This window comes from Alcaligenes faecalis, assembly GCF_005311025.1.
Taxonomy (GTDB): Bacteria; Pseudomonadota; Gammaproteobacteria; order Burkholderiales; family Burkholderiaceae_B; genus Alcaligenes; species Alcaligenes phenolicus.
The window spans coordinates 1,719,860-1,741,738 of the sequence record NZ_CP031747.1; the positions used below are offsets into that span (position 1 = coordinate 1,719,860).

A 21,879-nucleotide genomic window follows, 5' to 3' on the forward strand; every position below is an offset into this window, starting at 1 on the left:
CATCGACCGGGTAGCTTGGGCCTGCTGGCACTAGGCAAAGCGCCATTTTAAGGCCGACGCAAGCACTGTTCCAACACTTGCTGCCATAGCGCCAGAACTCGGGCCGAGGAAAAACGATCGCGCACATCCGTGGCGCGGCGTGCCAATCGCTGACGCTTGTCGTCGTTGGACATCAGGTCGGATAAATGGGCTGCCAGGGCTTCCACGTCTTCAATCGGGCGTACCAAGACGCCGTCAATATTGGCGCGGATAATCTCGCGCGGGCCGGTATCGCAATCAAAGGCAACCGCGGTCAAACCGCTGGCCATGGCTTCCAGCAGGCTGTTGGACAAGCCTTCCATGCGGGAGCTGAGTACATACAGATCTGACTGCTCGTACCAGTCCGCCATATTGCCGACGCGGCCGGGAAGCTGAATCCGCTCTTGCAGCTCCAACTCTTCAATTCGTGCTTCCAGAGGAGCACGCTGCTCGCCTTCGCCCAGAATCACCAAGTCCCAATCCGGGAAATAGTTGGACAACATGGCAAAGGATTCGATCAGGGTGTCAAACCCTTTAACCGGGTGCAGTCGCCCCACAGCCAGCAAACGTTTGCGGCCTTCTGGCAGTTCGGGCACCGGCACGACAGGCTCGGCACTATCCATAGGCCAGCGTACGGCATTAGGAATTACCTGAACCTGGCTGCCGGGCACATGCTCGCGCAACCAGTCTGCAGTACCAGCAGTCAGCGCGATCACGGCATGAGCTTGCGGATAGGTACGCAAACGGGCTTTTTGCCAAAAAGAGGACAAGGACTGGGAGGGCGGATGCGTATGCTCGGTAGCAATCACCTTGCAGGGCAAGCCTTTGGCGGCAGAAATGGCCAGTACCGAAGAAGTGGTCATCATGCCCAGAACCACATCGGGTTTGGTCTTGCGTATCAGGGATCGCACCCGGCTCACGCGCCGCCAGTTCTTCCACAAGGCATCCAGGCGGCCACGACTGCTGCCTGCCGTTCCCAGCACGTGGCGCTCTACGCCCTCTGCTACGGTATACGCGTCTTTGTCACGGCCGGCCTGCGTCACCAGAGACACTCGATAGCCGCGCGCCACCCAGGCTGCGCTTAAATCGACGGCGACACGTTCTGCCCCGCCCCCACCCAAAGAGTGGATAAGCAGCATGATATGAGGGCGAACTACCGAATGACTGTGCACGTTTTCCTATTCCTGCGAACCAGGCGCAAAGGCACTGGCTGGCTTCAAGGCCAAGATGAAATAACAAGTGAAAGAAGCCGCATACATCAGGCTGGTCGCCAGCATGATGCCCGACGGACCCATGCGCGCCGCCAGAATCGGGTTCAGGGCCGCTTTCACCAAAAAATTGATCACGGCAATAATTGCCATGGATTTATAACGGTTCTGACTGGCCAGTAGCTGCACCAGAATCAGCACCCCAAAATAAAAAGGCAGTTGCACCAGTCCCCAGCTAAAAACCTGGGCGACGGTGGCCGTATCCTGCGCGGTAAACGCGCCACGCTCAAACAGCAGTGCCACGCCCCAAGGAGCCAGCAGGACGCCGATGGCCGCCGCTACTCCACCAGCCGCCAACATCATGACCGACCATTTCAAGGCCATGGAACGAGCACGGGCGTTATCGCCCCGGCTTTGAATATCAGCCAGCACAGGCAAGGCAGCACGGCCTACAGAGGCCGCCCCCACACCTAGAACCAGGGCCAGCAAGCGCGTGGCATAACCCAAGGTCGCGTTGGCATTCGCGCCCAGATTGGCCGCCGTATATTGGTCGATAGGGCCGACAAAGCTCATGGCAACCTGCCCCACCAGCATGATGGTGGCGGCCTTGAGCAAATCCGGCCACTGTTCGGCACGCAAGCTGATCGTGGGACGAGCCCAGATCTGATCAGCCCGAGAAGCCAGAATCATCAGCCACACGGCCTGGATAGTCATGCCCAGCAAGGTGCCCCACAACAAGGGGCCAATGCCAGCATTGGCGCCTGCGGCCAGCACCCAGATCAGGATGACAAAGGCAGGAACACTTTCCAGCAAGGTGTTGATGTGACGCTCATGCGCCCGCAAACGGGCGGCACTCAGGCCAATCATCAGGGTCAGAACCGCCGCTGGCGCAAAGGCAAACAGCAGTTCCTGGCTCATTTCATGGACTGCAGGACTTAAACCCTGTCCCGTCCATTGCAGCACCCAGGGCCAGCTAATCCAGATCAATGCACCCAGCACGCAGCCCAGCACAATGCACCAGGCCTTGAGTTCACCCAGAAAACGGCTGCGCGCAGCCGGTTCCAGACGATGCAAGCGCACCAGAACGGGAATCAGCACAACGGACATGGAGCCAACGATTGTCACTGGCAGCCAATTGGCCATGACCATCGTGAACTGATAGGCATCGACTACATCGCTCACACCGTAGCGATAAGCCACCGCCATTTCTTTGAAAGCGCCCGCTGCCTTGCCCAGCAACAGAAAAAACGCCACCCGCATCGCCCCCAGGGCGATGCGACGGTGGTCGTCATGCAAACTAGACAGACGTGCTTTCAGGCTGGCCCAAATCAACTCAGAAACGCCACGTACCAGGGCATGGCTGTGTTCAGGCCCTGCAAAATCGTGTGAGTCGGCTCGTAACCCAATTGGGTGCGAGCCTTAGTGATATCGGCTTGAGAGTGCAGCACATCGCCCGCGCGGAAGTCCGCATAGATGGGCTGTTTGGTGTAGTTCACACCATTTGCACTCAAGGCCTGCTTCAAGTGCTCGAACAGCTCGTTCAAACTGGTGCGAGCATTGACGGCCACGTTATAGACTTCGGCCACAGCAGGTTTTTGCTGCACGGCGGCCAAGATATTCATCTGAATAACGTTGTCGATAAAGCAGAAATCGCGGCTGGTCTGGCCATCCCCATTGATTTGCACATCCTGGTTCTGGATCATGGCCGATACCCATTTGGGGATCACCGCAGCGTAAGCACCGTTAGGGTCCTGACGTTTGCCAAATACATTGAAGTAACGCAGGCCCACGCTGGAAAAGCCATAGGCACGGGCAAACACGTCCGCATACAGCTCGTTCACGAACTTGGTGACGGCGTAGGGGGACAGTGGACGACCAATCGTATCCTCCACCTTGGGCAAACCGGGATGGTCGCCATAGGTGGAACTGGAAGCCGCATAAACAAAGGCTTTAACCTGTTCGTCACGCGCAGCCACCATCACGTTCAAGGCGCCGTTCACGTTGACCTCATTGGAAGTCAGCGGATCGTTCAAGGAACGAGGCACCGACCCCAAAGCGGCCTGGTGCAGCACATAGTCCACGCCTTTAACAGCTTCGCGACAGGTATCCAGATTGCGGATATCGCCTTCAATAAAGCGAAAACGAGCCCAGCGCTCGGCACCAACCTGATCACGCACTTCGTCCAGATTGTATTGATGGCCGGTTGCAAAGTTATCCAGACCTACCACCTGCTGATCCATTTTCAGCAGGGCTTCCAGCAGGTTGGAACCGATAAAGCCGGCACAACCCGTAACCAGCCAGGTTTTAGGCTGATTACGCAGTTGCTGGCTCGCCTGTTCAAATGCAGCGCTCATAATGCTTTCCAAAATTAAAGACGCAGATCGGATTGTTCGCGATCAAACACATACTTCAAGTCGTAGAGCACATGCTCGGGCTTGCCCCATTGGCGCACACCTTCCACACCCAGTTCCTTGAACTGCTTGTGGGCCACAGCCACGATCACCCCGTCGTACTCACCCGCTTTAGGAGTCTCGACCGGAGTAATACCGTATTCATGTTGCGCTTCTTTAGGGTCAACCCATGGATCGTATACATCTACGTGAACATCGTATTGCTTGAGTTCATGCACGATATCGACAATACGGGTGTTACGCAGGTCCGGGCAGTTTTCTTTAAAGGCCAGACCCAGCAACAAGACGCGCGAACCTTGCACCTGAATGCGGCGCTTGGTCATGGCTTTAACCAGTTGGGAGGCCACATAGCCGCCCATGGAGTCGTTCAGACGGCGGCCAGCCAGAATGATCTCGGGGTGGTAGCCAATGGCTTGCGCCTTGTGGGTCAGGTAGTAGGGGTCCACACCAATGCAATGACCACCAACCAGACCGGGACGGAAAGGCAGGAAGTTCCACTTGGTGCCCGCCGCTTCCAGCACGTCCAGGGTATCAATCCCCAGACGGTTGAAAATCAGGGCCAGTTCGTTGATCAGGGCGATATTCACGTCGCGCTGGGTGTTCTCGATCACCTTGGCCGCTTCTGCCACACGAATGGAGCTAGCCTTGAAGGTACCCACCACAATGATCTCGCGGTACAAGGCGTCGACCAATTCAGCGACTTCAGGGGTCGAGCCGGAAGTGACTTTCTTGATTGTGGAGACGCGGTGTTCCTTGTCGCCTGGATTGATACGCTCCGGGCTGTACCCCGCGTAGAAATCTTCGTTAAAGCGCAGGCCCGACACTTGCTCCAGCACAGGCACACACACTTCTTCGGTCGCACCGGGGTAAACCGTGGACTCGTAAACCACGATGTCACCACGCTTGAGCACTTTACCGATGGTCTCGGAAGCGCGGACCAGAGGAGTCAGATCAGGCTGCTTGAATTCATCGATAGGCGTGGGCACAGTCACAATGAACACATTGGCCTGGGCCAGTTCATCGGCCTCGCAGGAGTAGCTCAAGCCACTGGCCTGGGCCAGTTCTTCGCTCTCGACCTCCAACGTGCGGTCTACCCCTTCCTTGAGTTCGGCGACACGACGCGCGTTAATGTCAAAACCAATAACGGAACGCTTTTTGCCAAACTCTACAGCCAAAGGCAAACCGACATATCCCAAGCCGATGACGGCCAGTTTCACATTCTCAAGTTGCAACTTCATTCTCCAGTTAGCGCTATGCGCAAGGAATAATCTTGAACGCCTGACAGTATCAGTCCCGATCTATCCGCCGCCGTACCGAGGGTAGCAGCAGCCAGGAAGGGCGACGCCACGAAACCAGACGGGAATAGAGCCAGATATAAACCAGTGAGAAGGCCAGCATGCTGGCACACAAAGCCCAAGTATTGTCCCACCAGATCGTGGCTGGCACCAAACCGATCAGGGCCAGTACCCACAGGTAAGGCGAGGTCATGGCATTACAAAACGCGGGCAAGGCTCCGCCACTGTCACGACTGAACGTGGAACGCACCAGACGACGGAACACCAGTTGATGCAGGTGCAGCGCGTCCGGCTGATCCACAGGCACACCGCGTTTGAAACGGCGACGCCAGATCGAAAACATGGTTTCAAAAACAGGGTAAAACAGCACGGCCAAGGCGTAAAACGGCGACACACTGGGGTTTCGCACCACCAGTTGCACCGCCAGTTCAGCCAGCATGAAGCCCAGGAAATATGCGCCCCCATCCCCCAGAAAGACCCGTCCAAAAGGAAAGTTCCATACCAGAAAGCCCAGGGTGGCCGACGCCAGCGAGGCGGCAATCAGGAAAATCGGAATGTCCTGCACCTGCAAGGCCACCAGAGCCAGGGACAGCGCCATCAAGGTGGCGATCATGCCGGCCAGGCCATTCATACCGTCAATAATATTCAGGGCATGGGTACAGCCGCCTACCGCAATCATGGTAAAGAGCAGCGAAATGGGCCAGAAACCCAGAACCCAATCAGCCCAGCTCACCCCAACACGCGACACACCGCCCAGCAACCACCAGGCAATCGCGGCCGACAGGAAAGCGGCCAGCAAGCGTTTCAGGGAACCTACGTCCTTGGTGATGTCCTCGACCAGGCCCGCCACAAATACCGGCATGGCAGCCAGAAACAAGACCGGCCACAGCCAGGTCAGTGTCATATTGCTGGGCCCAAGGACCAGCAAGCCAGCCAAACTGCCTGCCACCACGGCCAGACCACCCACACGCGGGGTAGGACGAGAATGGGACGCTTGGGGTTTACTAAGGTCGCTGTCCCCGGTCAGACGGCCATGCCAACGTTCGGAGGCCACGATCAGCCCGCCGACCATAAAAGCCACGACACAGATATACAACCAGGTAAGAGACTCCCCCATCTGAGGTAAAGACACCGCAAAACACCTGCTAGGTTAGGAACTACACATTATCAACCTGCCTTCCGGCTTGTGTCCGTGACCAGTCGCATTAAATGCAACAATTTCCGTCAAGTCCCGTATCACTTTCGTGTAGGCAGGAGTAGCTCGCTAATTTGCCCGAGCGCGAGCCCGAAAGCAAGTATTTTGCGGGATTGGGGCTCAGGAATCGGGTTGCGGCAACGGTTCTGTCGAGGCCAGTTGATTACCGCACTCGGTCAGGAGTCGCCGTAACCAGCGATGGCTGGGCGAATGCCGGTTACGTTCATGCCAGAGCTGATAAAAGCGCATGGGCGGAAACTCCAGCGGGGCCTCCAGAATCGCCAGGGGCAATAGTCGACAATAAAACTCGGCGAAATGACGCGAAGTCGTAAAAATCAGGTCTGTATTCTGTAGCAAATACGGTGCTGCCGAAAAGGACTGCACCGCCACGCTTTCATCACGCTGAATACGCAGGGTCGCCAAGGTCGTATCGATGACACCGCGCTGGTTGATGGAATACGGCATGGGCACCACATGGCGCGCCCGCACGTAATCATCCATGGTCAACCCCTTGCGAGCCAAGGGGTGCGTTGCCGCTACCAGGCAGACAATCTGATCTTCCAGCAGCACGGACAGGTGCATGCGATCGGGCGGTTCGGGCCAGTTCCCAATAACCATATCCAGGTCGCCTTCCGCCAAAGAACGCTCAAAATCAAAGCTGGCATCCAGAGAATGCAGATTCAAACGCGCCCCCGGTGCCTCGCGACGCATGCGCTCGACCACTCCGCCAATAAAGACAGGCGCCAGATAATCTGGCGCTCCGATATGAAACTCACTGCGACTTACCTGAGGGTCGAAACTGTCGGGCGCATTAACCATACAGTCGATCTCGGCCAGGGCTCCTTTAGCGTGGGCCAGCAGGCCAATGGCGCGCTCGGTAGGCACCATGCCCCCTTTTTCGCGCACCAGCAAAGGATCGCCAATAATGTCACGCAAGCGTCGTAAGGCCGCACTGATAGCAGGCTGCGACTGGTTCATTTTGAACGCGGTACGCGAGACGCTGCGCTCGGTAACGAGTAAGCAAAATACCCTCAAGAGATAGGTATCAAGCGGGTTATCCCCACGTCGGGCGGCCATCTTATTCTCTCCTTCTTACGCTTTTTTCCAGCATGATAATGACATACATGCACAATACGAGATGGCATATATCATTTATACGCCTAATTCTATTTTATTTATAAACAGAAAACTTAAACTGGTCCCATATAAGAAAATCATAGCCCACAGGCGGTGGTTTATAAGGGTTTGAATAAATCAAACATACCGTGTAAACGCCCACCCACTACCCTTGATAAAACGGCCTCCAGGCCTGGTCCTGGAGCCGCCTCGGCTCGCACTATTTACGCTTAGATAATCGGACTGACACATGACTACTCAAACCCTTACCACCACACAGGCGCTCACCGAACTCTCCAGCCTGGATCAGAGCCAATTTGTGGACAAGCTCGAAGGTATTTTTGAACATTCCCCCTGGGTCCCTGAGCGTAGCTGGAACCAGCGTCCCTTTGAAAGCGTGGATCAGTTGCACGCCTGCATGGTGCAAGTGGTCCAAGAAGCATCACACGAAGAACAGAAGAACCTGATCTGTGCTCACCCCGAGCTGGCTGGTAAAGAAGCCGAGCAAGGGACACTGACCACCGCATCGACAGGCGAACAACGTGGCGCCGGCCTGGATCAGTGCTCGGCCGAAGAGCTGGCCCGTCTGCGTGGCCTGAACGCCCAATACCGTGAGCGCTTCGGTTTTCCCTTCGTGATTGCCGTCAAGGGTTTGAGCCGTTACCAAATCATGGATACAGTAGAAGCTCGTCTGAACAACAGTGCTGAAACCGAGTTTCAAGCTTGTCTGACTGAAATCGGCAAGATTGCCCGTTTCCGTCTGGATGCGCTGCTGGGCTAATTTTGCTGCCTGCCGGGTCTTGTTGACCCATCCAGTTCACGGGGTAGCGCCAGCCTGCGGGCACGCTGCCCTTTGTTTCCTCTGACCCTTCGTGGCGCGGCTGCTTTCAGCCCCACGCGGGTCTGCCTTATCAAGGACCTCTGCCATGACAATCACATTGAAGTTGGAAACCCTGACAGCCGAAGCCTTCGCCCCCTTTGGTGATGTCATCGAGGCCTCCGACACGGTTCAGCACTTCACCATCAATGAAGGCAATACCGAGCGCTACCACGACCTGGCCAAGATCGAGCCGGGTGCAGACGGCCACGCGATTGTGTCCATTTTCCGTGGTCAGCCACGCACCCTGCCCTTTACCGTGGAAATGATGGAACGCCACCCCAAAGGTAGCCAGGCCTTCATTCCGCAGTCCGGCCAACCGTATCTGGTGATTGTGGCCCCTGCTGGCCCGACTCCCAAGGCAAGCGATCTACGCCTGTTCCTGGCCCGTGGCGACCAGGGCGTGAACTACGCAACTGGCGTTTGGCACCACCCCTTGATGGCACTGAATCAAGTGGCCGACTTCATCGTGATTGATCGCAAAGGTCCCGGCGACAACTGCGATGTGATTCAGCTGGAAGAAAAAGCCATCATTGCTGAACTGGAAACCACAGCAGCGTGAGCCAGTCCTGTCCCATCACGCCGGACATAGCGGCCATTTACGCCCATCGTCCGGCCGATATTGATCCTGAGCACTGGCGCGCCCGTGTCAATCTGGCCGCCGCCTACCGGCTGGCGGCCCGCCAGGGCTGGGACGATATCATCTACACCCATATTTCCCTGCGCCTGCCCGGCCACGACGACACTTTCCTGATCAATCCCTTCGGTTTGCGCTTTGATGAAATCTGCGCTTCCAATCTGCTCTTGATTGATACCCAGGGCCAGGTTGTGGACGGCACAGGCCGTCGTGCCAACCCCAGCGGTTTTGCCATTCACGGCGCCGTTCACCGCGCCCGAGCGGATGCACACTGTGTCATCCACTTACATACAGATGCCTCGATTGCCGTCTCGGCTCTGTCCTGTGGACTGCTGCCTCTATCGCAACACGCCATGCGGTTCTGGCAGGATATTGGCTATCACGACTATGCCGGTCTGGCCTTCCCGCCCCAGGAGCAAGAGGCCCTGCTCAAGCAATTAGGCTCCTATCCCGCCCTGCTCTTGCGCAATCACGGCGCCCTGACCTGTGGCCGTACTGTTGCCGAAGCTTATGTCCTGATGGATGCCTTGGAGCGCGCCTGTCGCATTCAGCTCTCGTCCATGGCTGCCAGCCCGCAACTGCACCTGCCCCCAACGGATGTGCTGGATTTGACACATCGCCAGCTTTTACCCGGGGATGAGCCAGAGGGCTTGTTAGAATGGCCAGCCTTGCTGCGCAAGCTCTATCAGAGCGAGCCGGATTTTTGCCGCTAAGACCCTTTCCACCCCTACGGAGCTTTTATGCCTTCTATTAACGTACAACTATTCGACGGCCGTCCCGTGGAAATCAAGCGTGAGCTCGCCCAGGCCCTGACTAAAGAAGCCTGTCGCGTGCTTGGCTGTACCCCGGAGGCCGTCGATGTGGTCTTTACCGACGTCAAACGCGAGGACTGGGCCACGGCCGGCGTCCTGTGGTCGGACAAATAACTCAGACCCATGAAAAAGCGGCCTCAAGGCCGCTTTTTTTATATCTTTCAGCACCTTAACGGCTCTTCAAACGTAAATCAAACAGTAGTTTGGAGGCTGCTAACATAGATTTTCAGGACGGACTAGGTGGGCAATACCCCTAGCACTGAAAAATGCATGAAAAAAGCAGGAATCTGCTAGGGCGTGGCCTGAACACAGGCCCCATCTACAGGGCTTATATCCTTTCCCCCCTGTCAGCATCAGCCTGCCATACGCTTTTACGTATTCTACTTATCAAGCCGTACTGCCTTCCAGTGATACGGCCCATCCGATAACTTTATGCTTACGCGGCCCAGGCATCGGCTGCGCATAACGTATTAATAAGGAGACCCGGATGTCCGCCAACCCAGAAGTGTCCACACCTGCTGCTTGTGACGGTGTAGACGAACGCCTACCAACGGGGCGCCTGGCAACCCTTGGTTTGCAACACGTCATGGTGATGTACGCGGGCGCAGTTGCTGTCCCCCTGATCATTGGTGCGGCCTTGGGCCTGTCCAAGGAACAGATCGCATTTCTGATTAATGCCGACCTGCTGTGCTGTGGCCTGATCACCATCATCCAGGCTCGTGGCCTGGGTATGTTCGGTATCAAACTGCCCGTCATGATGGGCGTGTCCTTTGCAGCGGTCAGCCCCATGATCGCCATTGGCCTGGATCCGCAACTGGGCCTGCCCGGTATTTTCGGCGCCACCATTCTGGCCGGTATCTTCAGTATTCTGATTGCTCCGGTATTTAGCCGTCTGATGGGCCTGTTCCCCCCGGTCGTGACCGGCATCATCATTACCGTGATTGGCGTGACGCTGATGCGCGTGGGTCTGAACTGGATCGGCGGCGGCTCCCCTACTATTACTGACGCCGCCACCGGCCTGTCCATCCCCAACCCCGAATACGGCTCGCTGGAAAACCTGGGCATTGCCCTGATGGTGCTGACTGTGATCCTGCTGATCACCAAGTTTGCACGCGGTTTCCTGGCAAACGTGGCAGTGCTGATTGGTCTGCTGGTCGGTTTCTTTGTCTCTTTGGCCATGGGTCGCATCACCTTTGAAGGTCTGGATCAGACCAGCTGGTTTGCGGTGGTGACTCCATTCCACTTTGGCGTGCCTACTTTCAGCTGGGCCCTGCTGGGCGCAGCGGCAGTCCTGTCCCTGATCATGGTGGTGATCATGGTTGAGTCTCTGGGCATGTTCCTGGCATTGGGTTCCATCTGCGGCCGTCCTACCGACCGAGAAGCGCTGGTGCGCGGTCTGCGTACCGACGGTCTGGGTACCCTGGTGGGCGGCATCATGAACACCTTCCCGCACAGCTCGTTCTCGCAAAACGTGGGCCTGGTCAGCGTGACCGGCGTGCGCAGCCGCTGGGTATGTGTCATGGGGGGTGCCTTCCTGATCATGCTGGGCCTGTTCCCCAAAATGGCTTTCATTGTGGCCTCCATCCCCAACTACGTTCTGGGCGGTGCTGGCATTGTGATGTTCGGCATGGTGGCCGCTACCGGCATCAAGATCCTGATGTCGGCCAACCTGAACCGCAACCCTTACAACCCCTATATCGTGGCCATCAGCCTGGGCTTTGGCATGATTCCCCTGGTTGCCGAGCACCTGCTGGACAAGATGCCCCCTGCTCTGGCTCCCTTGCTGCATAGCGGAATCTTGCTGGCTGCCGTATCTGCCATCTTGTTGAACCTGTTTTTCAACGGCATGGAAAAATACGCCGACCAAGGTCACACCGTTGAATCCACCGCTGCTACCCAGGCCCGCAAACAGGCCGCCGCTCAAAAAGCGACTGAAGACAGCGGCAATCACCTGGCCTCGCAAAACGGCTAAGCCCCTTTTTGATCAGCCGCCCTGCCTGGAATGGGCGGCTGTTCAAATTTCCGCAGTACCTTCATAAAAGTATCGACTGTCCATAATTAATCTAAGCAAGGTCAGTAACACCCACTCAAAGAAAACTAAGGCCGCAGGCCGTAAGGGACATCAGATCCCAAGGACCTGCTTGCGCTCAAACAAAGAGGAGACACCATGAAAAAGCTACACCCTGCTCGCTGGGCATGCGCCCTGCTGGCCGCCCCACTGCTGTCCAGCCCCGCCTTGGCAGCCGACTGGAGCGACACCTTTTTAGGCTACCGCTTCAGCACGCAATACACCGAGCCGATGAACGATCGGACTATTCAGAAGCACATCCTGAGCCTGACACACGTTAACGGCTACAGCCTGGGCCAGAACTTCTTTAACCTGGATATTCTGCAGTCGGATCGCTACGACCCGTCCAGCGGCAATGGCAGCAATGGCGCCACCGAGTTCTACGCCACCTACCGTCACCAGCTCTCCATGGGCAAGGTATTCGACAAGGATCTGAGCTTTGGTCCCGTGAAAGATGTGGCCATTACTGCAGGCTTTGACCTGAACACCAAGAACACTGCCTTTGCACCGCGCAAACGCCTGCTGGTGCTGGGCCCGACCTTCAAATTCGATGTCCCCCGAGGTTTTGTGGACCTGAGCCTGATGGTGGGTAAGGAATGGAACCACTGCGGTCTGGGTGCTCCCGCCTGCCCCGACAGCCGCAGCTCCTTCCACACCCAGTTTTTGGCCAGCCTGAACTGGAATCTGCCCTTTGATGTGGGTTCAGTGCCTTTGAAGTTCCAGGGCTTTGCCAACTACGCAGGCCCCAAGGGTGACGACTACGCGGGCATCAGCACCAAGTCTGAAGTGCTGGTCCGTACCTCCCTGATGGCTGACGTGGGTAAAGTGGCCTTCGACAAGAAGAACACCCTGTGGGTGGGTATTGGCTACGAGTACTGGTACAACAAGTTCGGTAATCGCTATATGGCGAACGGCAACCTGAAGCCTGGCATCAAAACCAGCGCCCCCACCGTACAAGTGGAATGGCACTTCTAAGCGCCATGCAGCATAAAAAAAACCGCTTTTCGAAGCGGTTTTTTTTATTCAGAAGACCAAAGCAGTTAGAACTGCACCTCGCCGTCCCAATAACCCGGGGTGTTGTAGATGGCTCGCAAATAGTCGATAAAACGTCGCACTTTGGCTGGCAGATAACGCTGTTGCTGATACACCGCCTGGATGTCGTAGCTGGGAATCTCGAACTCATTCAGCACCGTCACCAGCTCGCCTCGCTTGAGTTCTGGCTGAATTTCCCAGGTGGAGCGCCAGCCAATCCCCCAACCTTGCTTGACCCAATTAAAGAGCAATTCACCGTCATTGCAGTCCAGATCACCATCAACCCGTACCGCCAAAGGACGACCATCCCGCAAGAAGGTCCAACCGCGTTGCTGCCCACCCTGCAAATTGAACGCCAGGCAGTTATGACGAGCCAGATCTTCCGGTACGCGCGGCACCCCGTGACGCTCGAAATACTCGGGCGTACCACACACCACACGCCGGTTCGGATACAGACGTACCGCCACATAGTTGGGGTCAGTGACCTCGCCAATACGCAAGGCCATGTCATAACCTTCGCGCACCAGGTCCACCACACTGTCGGTGAAGTTGAAAGACAGCTTCAGCTCGGGGTAACGCTTCTTGAAGGATAAGGCATGCGGTGCCACATGACGGCGCCCAAAGGCAGCCGGAGCCGATACCACCAGGTGCCCGCGCACCACTTTACGCTGGGCGCTGATGCTGGCTTCGGCCTCTTCAAAGTCCTTCAGAATTTGTTTGCACTGCTCCAGAAACTGCTCGCCCAGATCAGTCAACGTCAGCCCGCGCGTGGACCGGTGCATCAAACGCACTCCCAGTCTCTGCTCCAAGGCATCCAGGCGCCTACCCATCACCACCGGGGTAACGCCTTCGATCACGGACGCAGCCGCAAAACTGCCTTTTTCAGCGACCAGCGCAAAACTTCGAATTTCGGTATAACGGCTCATTCAATACTCCAAGTATCGATAGAAACAATCGTACCACCATTTCTAGGCAGGGCTATCACTCCTTATTATCGAGTTGTGAATTTCGTCAAACGATGATCTAGGAGATATCAATGGCTCGAATGAGAGCAGTGGACGCCGCCGCCGCGATTTTACGTAAAGAAGGCGTGAGCACCGTATTTGGCGTGCCTGGCGCCGCAATCAACCCCTTCTACTCCGCACTGCGCAAGGAAGGTGGCTTTGATCACATTCTCGCCCGCCACGTGGAAGGAGCTTCCCACATGGCCGAAGGTTTTACCCGTGCCAATCCCGGCAATATCGGCGTATGTATCGGTACTTCCGGCCCCGCTGGCACAGACATGATCACCGGCCTGTACTCCGCATCGGCTGACTCGATCCCAATTCTGTGCATTACCGGCCAGGCCCCTCGTGCCCGCCTGTACAAGGAAGACTTCCAGGCCGTGGACATTGAATCCATTGCCAAGCCCGTGACCAAGTGGGCCGTCACCGTGCGCGAACCCGATCTGATCCCGCGCGTGTTCCAGCAGGCTTTCCACATCATGCGCTCTGGCCGTCCTGGTCCTGTGCTGATCGATATGCCTATCGACGTGCAAATGGCCGAGATCGAATTTGATCTGGATACCTACTCCCCGCTGGAAGCCTACAAGCCTGCTGCCACCCGTGCCCAGGCTGAAAAAGCCATCGAACTGCTGAACGCTTCCGAGCGTCCGCTGATCGTATCCGGTGGCGGCGTCATCAACGCCAACGCATCCGAGCTGCTGCAGGAATTTGCCGAGCTGGTCAACGTACCCGTTATCCCGACTCTGATGGGCTGGGGTACTGTGGCCGACGATCACCCATTGATGGCTGGCATGGTTGGCCTGCAAACCTCGCACCGCTACGGCAACCAGACCTTGCTGGCATCGGACTTTGTATTCGGTATCGGTAACCGCTGGGCCAACCGCCACACCGGTTCCGTAGACGTCTACACCGAAGGCCGCAAGTTCGTGCACGTGGACATTGAGCCTACACAGATCGGCCGTGTATTTGGCCCTGATCTGGGTATTGCCTCGGACGCTGGCGCTGCACTGAAGCTGTTCATTGAAGTGGCCAAGGAGTACAAGGCTGCCGGCAAGCTGCGCGACCGCGCCGCCTGGGTAGCCGACTGCCAGAAACGCAAGGCCACCTTGCAGCGCAAGACCAATTTCGACAACGTGCCCCTGAAGCCTCAGCGCGTTTACGAAGAAATGAACCGCGCCTTTGGCCCTTCGACCACCTACGTCAGCACCATTGGTCTGTCGCAGATTGCTGCCGCCCAGTTCCTGCACGTGTACAAACCACGTCACTGGATCAACTGCGGTCAGGCAGGCCCATTGGGCTGGACGATTCCTGCTGCACTGGGTGTGGTTGCGGCTGACCCCGGTCGCGAAGTGGTAGCCATTTCGGGCGACTACGACTTCCAGTTCATGATTGAAGAGCTGGCCGTAGGCGCACAATTCAAGCTGCCTTACCTGCACATTCTGGTCAACAACGCCTACCTGGGTCTGATCCGTCAGGCACAGCGCGGCTTTGAGATGGACTATTGTGTACAGCTGGCCTTTGACAACATCAACGCCCCTGAAACCGAAGGTTATGGTGTGGATCACATCACCGTGGTGGAAGGTCTGGGTTGCAAGGCCATCCGCGTACACAAACCCGAAGACATCCAGCCCGCCATTGAACAGGCTCGCGCATGGATGAAAGAGTTCAGCGTGCCGGTTGTGATCGAACTGATCCTGGAGCGCGTCACCAACATTGCCATGGGTACCGAACTGCACAATGTGACGGAATTCGAGTCCCTGGCCGAAGCGGGTATTGACGCCCCCACCGCCATCTCGCTGATGGACTGATTGCTGATTTAAAAAACGGAGTAGCACTATGCCAAAATTTGCCGCCAACCTGACCATGCTGTTTAACGAGCACGACTTCCTGGATCGCTTCCAGGCAGCGGCCGAAGCTGGTTTCAAGGGAGTGGAGTACCTGTTCCCCTACGCCTACGACAAACAGCAGCTGGCTGACAAACTGCAACAACACGGTTTGACCCAAGTGTTGCACAACCTGCCTGCGGGCGACTGGGACGGCGGCGAGCGCGGCATTGCAATCCTGCCCGAGCGCGTGGGTGAATTCCAGGACGGCGTAGGCCGTGCCATTGAATACGCCACCGCACTGGGCTGCAAGCAAGTCAACTGCCTGGCTGGCAAGCTGGCCGAAGGTGCCGACCGCGAACTGGCTCACAAGACCTTGGTCTGCAATCTGCAGTTTGCTGCCGCCAAGTTGAAAGACGCCGGCCTGCGCCTGCTGGTCGAACCCATCAATACCTTCGACATTCCAGGTTTCTACCTGAACCGTACCGAACAGGCCGCGGCGCTGTTGCAGGACGTGGGTTCGGACAATCTGTTCATCCAGTACGACGTCTACCACGCCCAGCGCATGGAAGGCGAGCTGGCTGCCACCATGAAAAAGCACCTGGACAAGATTGCACACATCCAGATCGCGGATAACCCAGGCCGCAACGAACCGGGCACAGGCGAGATCAACTACGCCTGGCTGTTCAAGTACATCGACAGCATTGGCTACCAGGGCTGGATCGGCGGCGAGTACAAGCCCGCCGGCGTGACCAAGGATGGCCTGGGCTGGATGACTGAACTGACTGAAGTCACTGCCTGATCGTCGAATACCTGCAGATAATTATTAGGAGATTACACAATGGCTAAAATCGGTTTTATTGGTTTGGGCATCATGGGCGCACCCATGGCCGTCAACCTGATCAAAGGTGGTCATGAGCTTTTTGCCTACACCCGTGGCGACTTCCCCAAAAGCGTGAAAGAAGCTGGCGCCACCGTTTGCGCCAACGGCACCGAAGTAACCCGTCAGGCTGACATCATCATCACGATGGTGCCCGACACCCCGCACGTGGAAGATGCGCTGTTTGGCGAAGACGGCATTGCCGCCGGTCTGAGCGCTGGCAAGATCGTGGTGGACATGAGCTCCATCTCCCCCGTGGCCACGAAAGACTTTGCCGAGCGCATCGTCAAGCTGGGCTGCGAATACCTGGACGCTCCTGTGTCCGGTGGCGAAGTCGGTGCCAAGGCTGGCTCGCTGACCATCATGGTCGGCGGCAAGCAGGAAGCCTTCGACAAGGTCAAGCCCCTGTTTGAACTGATGGGCAAGAACATCACCCTGGTCGGCGGCTACGGCGACGGCCAGATCACCAAAGTGGCCAACCAGATCATCGTGGCCTTGACCATTGAAGCCGTGGGCGAAGCCCTGCTGCTGGCCTCCAAAGCCGGTGCCGATGCGGGCAAGGTTCGTGAAGCGCTGATGGGCGGTTTCGCAAACTCCCGTATTCTGGAAGTTCACGGTGAGCGCATGGTCAAGCGCACGTTTGATCCAGGCTTCCGCATCGAACTGCACCAGAAAGACTTGAACCTGGCCCTGACCACGGCGCGCCAGCTGGGTGTAGCACTGCCCAACACCGCAACGGCCCAGGAGCTGTTCAATACCTGCGCCGCCCACGGTGGCGCCGCACAAGACCACTCCGCCATGGTCCGCGCTCTGGAAATCATGGCCAACTACGAGATTGGTCAATAAGATCGGTTCAAGGATGCTCCCGTCCGGACTGGTTTTTTCCAGATATCAAGCCAGTACGACCGGGACATCCAGCAAGCGGGCTGCGGCCCGCTTTTTTTTACCGCCAAGCCCCCCAGACAGCACACCCTTTCTAGAAGGCTGCAAGTCAAAGCAGGGAGGTGAAGGCGTGTTGTAGCGCAGTAAGATGGTTTGTTGCCGTCACTCTGCATTAGGATTGACCCATGAAGATCGAGCCACAAGACTTACTCAGCAAAATGTTTCAAGCTGCCGTCAACGCGGCTCAGCCTGAACATTGCATCCCGCCTTATCTGCCCGATGCTCCCAAAGGCCGCACCATTGTGATCGGTGCTGGCAAAGCATCGGCAGCGATGGCCCAGGCACTGGAGCGTCACTGGGACAAAGGCCCCATCAGCGGTGTTGTCGTCACCCGCTATGGCTACGGCGTGCCTTGTGATCACATCAAGATTCTGGAGGCCTCTCACCCCGTGCCGGACCAGGCCGGTGAAGACGCGGCCCGCGAAATTTTGCGCACGGTCAGCGATCTGAACGAAGACGATCTGGTTATTTGCCTGATTTCCGGTGGCGGCTCGTCTCTGCTGCCCTTGGCCGGAGAAGGCATCACGCTGGCGGACAAGCAAGCCATCAACAAAGCGCTGCTCAAATCGGGCGCTTCAATTGGTGAGATGAACACGGTACGCCGCCACCTGTCTGCCATCAAAGGTGGCCGTCTGGCAGCGGCTTGTGCCCCCGCCCGCGTCCTGAACCTGCTGATTTCCGATGTTCCCGGCGACAAGCCCATGGACATCGCTTCTGGCCCCACGGTGGCAGATCCCACCACGTGCGAGCAAGCGCTGGAAATCATTACCCGCTACGGCATCGAGATTCCAGCCGCAGCCCGTGCCCTGCTGGAGAGCGGCGATGGCGAAACCATCAAACCCGACGATCCACGCCTGGCTCATGTCACCACCCATCTGGTTGCTACACCCCAATTGGCCCTGCTGGCTGCAGCTCGTGTCGCTGAAGCCCGTGGCGTGCGTCCCGTCTTGCTGGGCGACAGCATTGAAGGCGAAGCGCGCGATGTAGGCAAAGTCATGGCTGGTATTGCCCTGAGCGTTTCCCAGCATGGCCAGCCTGCCCAGGCCCCCTGCGTGCTGCTCTCGGGCGGAGAAACCACCGTGACCTTGCGCGGCCAGGGCCGTGGCGGTCGCAATGTGGAGTTTCTGTTGTCCACCGCCATTGCCTTGAACGGGGCACCCGGTATCTACGGTTTGGCAGGCGATACCGACGGTGTGGATGGCCAGGAAGAAATTGCCGGAGCCTTCTGCGGTCCGGACACTTTGGAGCGTGCTTGGCAACAAGGTATACGCCCAAGGGCCAGTCTGGACAATAATGATGGTCATGGCTTCTTTGAAGCCTTGGATGACGCATTGGTTACGGGCCCTACCCTAACCAACGTCAACGATTTCCGTGCAATTCTGGTTTTACCCCCTAGCGATTAACGCTTTTCTTAAAGGACTGGACATGAGAGACACGAAAGTACTGACCCTGGCCGATGTTAAAAAAATTGCTGCTGCTGCCGAGCAAGAAGCGCTGAAGAACAACTGGGCTGTCAGCATCGCCATTTGCGATGCAGGCGGTCACGCGCTCTGGATGCAACGTATGGACGGCGCTCCCTTGATGAGCGCGCAGGTTGCTCCCGCCAAGGCACACACATGCGTGCTGGGCGGTGGCAAGCCCAGCAAGGTTTTTGAAGACATGGTCAACAATGGTCGCTTTGCCGCTCTGTCCATGCCCATCACGCCACTGGAAGGCGGCGAGCCGATTGTGGTGGACGGTCAAGTCATTGGTGCAGTCGGCGTGTCCGGCGTAAAGGCACCTGAAGACGCTCAGATCGCCCGCGCCGGTATCGCTGCTCTTTGAGCTATCGATCCCCCTAAGGACAACAACCCATGAAACGTCAACGTCATTCCCGCATTCTGGCTACCCTGGGTCCTGCCAGTTCTACGCCAGAACGCATTCGTGAACTGTTCGAGGCCGGCGCTGATGTGTTCCGCCTGAACTTCAGCCACGGCACACATGAAGACCATGCCGCGCGCTATCACACCATTCGTCAGATTGAAAAGGAAACCGGTCGCAGTATCGGTATTCTGATGGACCTGCAAGGGCCCAAGCTGCGCGTTGGCAAAATGCAAGATGGCCGCGTGACATTGGAAACCGGCCAGAAATTCCGCCTGGATCTGGACCCCGCCGAAGGGACCAGCCAGCGTGCCTACCTGCCCCACCCCGAAATCTTCGCTGCACTGGAAGATGGGACAGACCTGCTGCTCGATGACGGCAAGCTGCGTCTGCGTGTGGACAGCTTTGGTCCGGATTTTGCAGAAACCACGGTCATGGTCGGCGGCCCGCTGTCCGACCGCAAGGGCGTGAACGTACCCGGCGTGGTACTGCCTATCTCGCCCTTGACCGAAAAAGACCTGATCGATCTGAAGTTTGGACTGGAATTGGGCGTGGATTGGGTTGCGCTGTCCTTTGTGCAACGTCCTGGCGACATCCGTGAAGCCCGCGAGCTGATCGGCGACAAGGCCTGGATCATGGCCAAGCTGGAAAAACCACAAGCGCTGGAACACCTGGAAGAAATTGTCCAGCTGTGTGATGGCGTGATGGTGGCACGTGGCGACCTGGGCGTGGAAGTCCCACCCCAACGCGTGCCTGTGTTGCAGCGTCAAATCGTGCGTACTGCCCGTGCGGCAGGCCGTCCGGTGGTTGTCGCTACACAGATGCTGGAATCCATGATTACCTCGCCGGTGCCTACACGTGCTGAAGCTTCCGACGTGGCTACCGCCATCTATTCGGGTGCCGATGCCGTCATGCTGTCCGCCGAATCGGCCTCCGGCCAGTTTCCACTGGAAGCGGTGTCCATCATGGACAGCATCATCAAGGAGATCGAAAACGATCCTAGCTGGCGCACCATTCTGGAAGCCAACCACAGCACCGCTGAAGCCAGCACCGCAGACGCGATCTGCTGCGCCCTGCGTCGCGTGGCCAGCATTCTGGAACCGGCAACGAACGTGGCCTACACCACGACTGGCTTTAGCGCCTTGCGTGCCAGCCGTGAACGGCCCATCGCCCCTATCCTGGCACTGACACCCCGTGTGGAAACCGCACGCCGTCTGAGCTTGGCCTGGGGTGTCCATGCCGTGCCTTGCGAGGACGTCAGCGATCTGGGCGAGATGATCGACCACGCTACCGATATGGCAGCGCAGCATGAGTTCGCTCAGGCGGGCGACACCATCGTGATGATTGCCGGTGTTCCTTTTGGCACCAGCGGTCGCACCAACCTGCTGCATGTGGCCACGGTTCCACAGAAGTAAGTTCGCTCAACCTTGGCGATAAAAAAAGCCTTGTCCATCCACAATGATGGGCAAGGCTTTTCCTATTCAGACTGTGCAGTATTTTTTTCACGTGAAGCCAAAACAGCGACGGCGAGCCGCACGGGCATCAACAAGGCCAGAAGCCCCGTAAATGCTGGCCCTTCAAGACAGGACACTCACAAACAAAAGATACGGGCAAAAAAAAACCCGAGATCTAGAGATCTCGGGCAAATCCACCAAAGGAGGAGGGTGGAGGAGACAATCGTGGCAAGTTGGGCTACCAGATAAAGTATCGAGCCAGAAAGCTAAGGGTTATTACGCTTGTGCTTTTTTCCCGCTTTCTTTTCAACATCCAATAACTAAAGTCTACCCACAAAAATGGTGCAATGCAAGATAAATGCTGTGGAAAACCCTTAGATGCCCATCTTGTCGCTTTAATGCATCAATTCCCTAGCGCAAATCTCATTCCAGGTATCTAGTCGTTAACCCTAAGCCGCCAAACAAGCTCCAAACCTACAAAGCAAAACGGGTCAATTACTGACCCGTTTTGCTACTTGCATCCATGAAGGCTCGGCACTCATCAATAAGTGATTTGGCCCAGAACCCCGTTTTACAGGCGATAAGCCGTCGTCGTCATGACTTTGGACATCATGCGCATCAAGGTTTTAACGGGTGGAGGCAAACCCACAGCCCCGTGATTCTCGGCGGTACGACGATGCTCAATCTCGTCATCGCGCATTTTTTCTACGATCCGGCGCGAGCGATTGTCTGTAGCAGGCAAGGACTCCAGATGGCTTTCCAGATGCTCTTCAACCTGGCGCTCGGTCTCGGCCATAAAGCCCAGGTTATAAGGCACCCCTGCCCGGCTGGCGAGCAAGCCTAACGCGAAAGAACCGGCATACCACAAGGGGTTGAACACGCTGGGGCGGCTATCGAGCTCGCGCAAACGGTCATCGCACCAGGACAGGTGATCCACCTCTTCCTGCGCAGCTTGCAGCAGCACTTCGGTTGCCTGGGGATCTTTGCACAACATGGCCTGGCTACGGTACAAGGCTTGGGCGCAAATCTCGCCTACATGGTTCACACGCATCAAGCCGGCAGCATGGCGGGCTTCGTCAGCCGTAATCTCGGACACTTCCTTGCCAGCGGGATTCGGGCGCGACGCGCGTGCCGAACGTCCCAATACTTCCAGGGCCCGATTCGTCTCGCTCAGAATCTGGTCAAAAAAGCTGTTGCGTCGGTACAGACGGGTATCGCTGTTGGAAACGGTATGGCTCATGAGGACA

The 21,879-nt window shown here is 57.1% G+C and carries 20 protein-coding genes; 12 read left to right on the top strand and 8 right to left on the bottom strand.

Annotated features, from left to right (window positions below):
• Positions 1 to 47 precede the first annotated feature (47 nt).
• From D0C27_RS07830 to D0C27_RS07855, 6 genes are all read right to left on the bottom strand, one after another.
• On the bottom strand, positions 48 to 1,157 hold the full coding sequence (locus tag D0C27_RS07830; RefSeq protein WP_009461099.1) for a glycosyltransferase family 4 protein: 1,110 nt from the start codon (positions 1,155 to 1,157) through the stop codon (positions 48 to 50).
• Between the two features lie 39 nt (positions 1,158 to 1,196).
• Positions 1,197 to 2,558 carry a murein biosynthesis integral membrane protein MurJ gene (murJ, locus tag D0C27_RS07835; protein WP_035271247.1) on the bottom strand — a complete coding sequence of 454 codons (1,362 nt, stop codon included), beginning with the start codon at positions 2,556 to 2,558 and terminating at the stop codon, positions 1,197 to 1,199.
• Positions 2,555 to 3,580, bottom strand: coding sequence for an SDR family oxidoreductase (locus D0C27_RS07840; protein WP_060186275.1), 1,026 nt, complete (start codon positions 3,578 to 3,580; stop codon positions 2,555 to 2,557). Before D0C27_RS07840 ends, murJ begins: the two co-directional genes overlap by 4 nt.
• A gap of 14 nt (positions 3,581 to 3,594) precedes the next feature.
• Positions 3,595 to 4,875, bottom strand: coding sequence for a Vi polysaccharide biosynthesis UDP-N-acetylglucosamine C-6 dehydrogenase TviB (tviB, locus tag D0C27_RS07845; protein WP_022983251.1), 1,281 nt, complete (start codon positions 4,873 to 4,875; stop codon positions 3,595 to 3,597).
• A gap of 49 nt (positions 4,876 to 4,924) precedes the next feature.
• The gene (locus D0C27_RS07850) at positions 4,925 to 6,049 is read right to left on the bottom strand and encodes an MraY family glycosyltransferase (RefSeq protein WP_009461102.1); all 1,125 of its coding nucleotides are present in this window, start codon (positions 6,047 to 6,049) and stop codon (positions 4,925 to 4,927) included.
• Between the two features lie 198 nt (positions 6,050 to 6,247).
• Positions 6,248 to 7,204 carry a LysR family transcriptional regulator gene (locus tag D0C27_RS07855; protein ID WP_009461103.1) on the bottom strand — a complete coding sequence of 319 codons (957 nt, stop codon included), beginning with the start codon at positions 7,202 to 7,204 and terminating at the stop codon, positions 6,248 to 6,250.
• 289 nt (positions 7,205 to 7,493) lie between these two features.
• Between D0C27_RS07855 and uraD the strand changes: the two genes are divergently transcribed.
• The 6 genes from uraD to D0C27_RS07885 all read left to right on the top strand — a co-directional run bounded on the left by uraD (position 7,494) and on the right by D0C27_RS07885 (position 12,612).
• A complete protein-coding gene (gene uraD / locus D0C27_RS07860) occupies positions 7,494 to 8,024 on the top strand; it encodes a 2-oxo-4-hydroxy-4-carboxy-5-ureidoimidazoline decarboxylase (protein WP_035271248.1) in 531 nt (176 codons plus the stop codon).
• Between the two features lie 145 nt (positions 8,025 to 8,169).
• A complete protein-coding gene (locus tag D0C27_RS07865; protein ID WP_035271249.1) occupies positions 8,170 to 8,682 on the top strand; it encodes an ureidoglycolate lyase in 513 nt (170 codons plus the stop codon).
• A complete protein-coding gene (locus D0C27_RS07870; protein WP_137430720.1) occupies positions 8,679 to 9,470 on the top strand; it encodes a class II aldolase/adducin family protein in 792 nt (263 codons plus the stop codon). Before D0C27_RS07865 ends, D0C27_RS07870 begins: the two co-directional genes overlap by 4 nt.
• 27 nt (positions 9,471 to 9,497) lie before the next feature.
• A complete protein-coding gene (locus D0C27_RS07875) occupies positions 9,498 to 9,683 on the top strand; it encodes a 4-oxalocrotonate tautomerase (RefSeq protein WP_009461108.1) in 186 nt (61 codons plus the stop codon).
• A 373-nt stretch (positions 9,684 to 10,056) separates the two neighbouring features.
• The gene (locus D0C27_RS07880; protein ID WP_083054174.1) at positions 10,057 to 11,541 is read left to right on the top strand and encodes a nucleobase:cation symporter-2 family protein; all 1,485 of its coding nucleotides are present in this window, start codon (positions 10,057 to 10,059) and stop codon (positions 11,539 to 11,541) included.
• 195 nt (positions 11,542 to 11,736) lie between these two features.
• Positions 11,737 to 12,612 (top strand): hypothetical protein, encoded by an 876-nt coding sequence (locus tag D0C27_RS07885; protein WP_115634274.1) that lies wholly within the window; start codon positions 11,737 to 11,739, stop codon positions 12,610 to 12,612.
• 65 nt (positions 12,613 to 12,677) lie between these two features.
• Here the strand turns inward: D0C27_RS07885 and D0C27_RS07890 are convergent, their stop codons facing one another.
• Positions 12,678 to 13,595 (bottom strand): LysR family transcriptional regulator, encoded by a 918-nt coding sequence (locus D0C27_RS07890; protein WP_026485032.1) that lies wholly within the window; start codon positions 13,593 to 13,595, stop codon positions 12,678 to 12,680.
• Positions 13,596 to 13,705: 110 nt separating this feature from the next.
• Between D0C27_RS07890 and gcl the strand changes: the two genes are divergently transcribed.
• The 6 genes from gcl to pyk all read left to right on the top strand — a co-directional run bounded on the left by gcl (position 13,706) and on the right by pyk (position 20,593).
• A complete protein-coding gene (gene gcl / locus D0C27_RS07895; protein WP_035271252.1) occupies positions 13,706 to 15,481 on the top strand; it encodes a glyoxylate carboligase in 1,776 nt (591 codons plus the stop codon).
• A 28-nt stretch (positions 15,482 to 15,509) separates the two neighbouring features.
• On the top strand, positions 15,510 to 16,298 hold the full coding sequence (gene hyi / locus D0C27_RS07900) for a hydroxypyruvate isomerase (protein WP_137430721.1): 789 nt from the start codon (positions 15,510 to 15,512) through the stop codon (positions 16,296 to 16,298).
• Between the two features lie 39 nt (positions 16,299 to 16,337).
• The gene (locus D0C27_RS07905; RefSeq protein ID WP_035271253.1) at positions 16,338 to 17,222 is read left to right on the top strand and encodes a 2-hydroxy-3-oxopropionate reductase; all 885 of its coding nucleotides are present in this window, start codon (positions 16,338 to 16,340) and stop codon (positions 17,220 to 17,222) included.
• Between the two features lie 221 nt (positions 17,223 to 17,443).
• A complete protein-coding gene (locus D0C27_RS07910; protein WP_060186272.1) occupies positions 17,444 to 18,721 on the top strand; it encodes a glycerate kinase type-2 family protein in 1,278 nt (425 codons plus the stop codon).
• A 22-nt stretch (positions 18,722 to 18,743) separates the two neighbouring features.
• Positions 18,744 to 19,142: a GlcG/HbpS family heme-binding protein gene (locus D0C27_RS07915; RefSeq protein ID WP_009461115.1), complete on the top strand. Its 399-nt coding sequence runs from the start codon at positions 18,744 to 18,746 to the stop codon at positions 19,140 to 19,142.
• A gap of 29 nt (positions 19,143 to 19,171) precedes the next feature.
• A complete protein-coding gene (gene pyk, locus D0C27_RS07920) occupies positions 19,172 to 20,593 on the top strand; it encodes a pyruvate kinase (RefSeq protein WP_060186271.1) in 1,422 nt (473 codons plus the stop codon).
• 610 nt (positions 20,594 to 21,203) lie between these two features.
• Here pyk and coq7 read toward each other — a convergent pair.
• Positions 21,204 to 21,872 carry a 2-polyprenyl-3-methyl-6-methoxy-1,4-benzoquinone monooxygenase gene (gene coq7 / locus D0C27_RS07925; RefSeq protein ID WP_009461117.1) on the bottom strand — a complete coding sequence of 223 codons (669 nt, stop codon included), beginning with the start codon at positions 21,870 to 21,872 and terminating at the stop codon, positions 21,204 to 21,206.
• Positions 21,873 to 21,879: the final 7 nt, after the last annotated feature.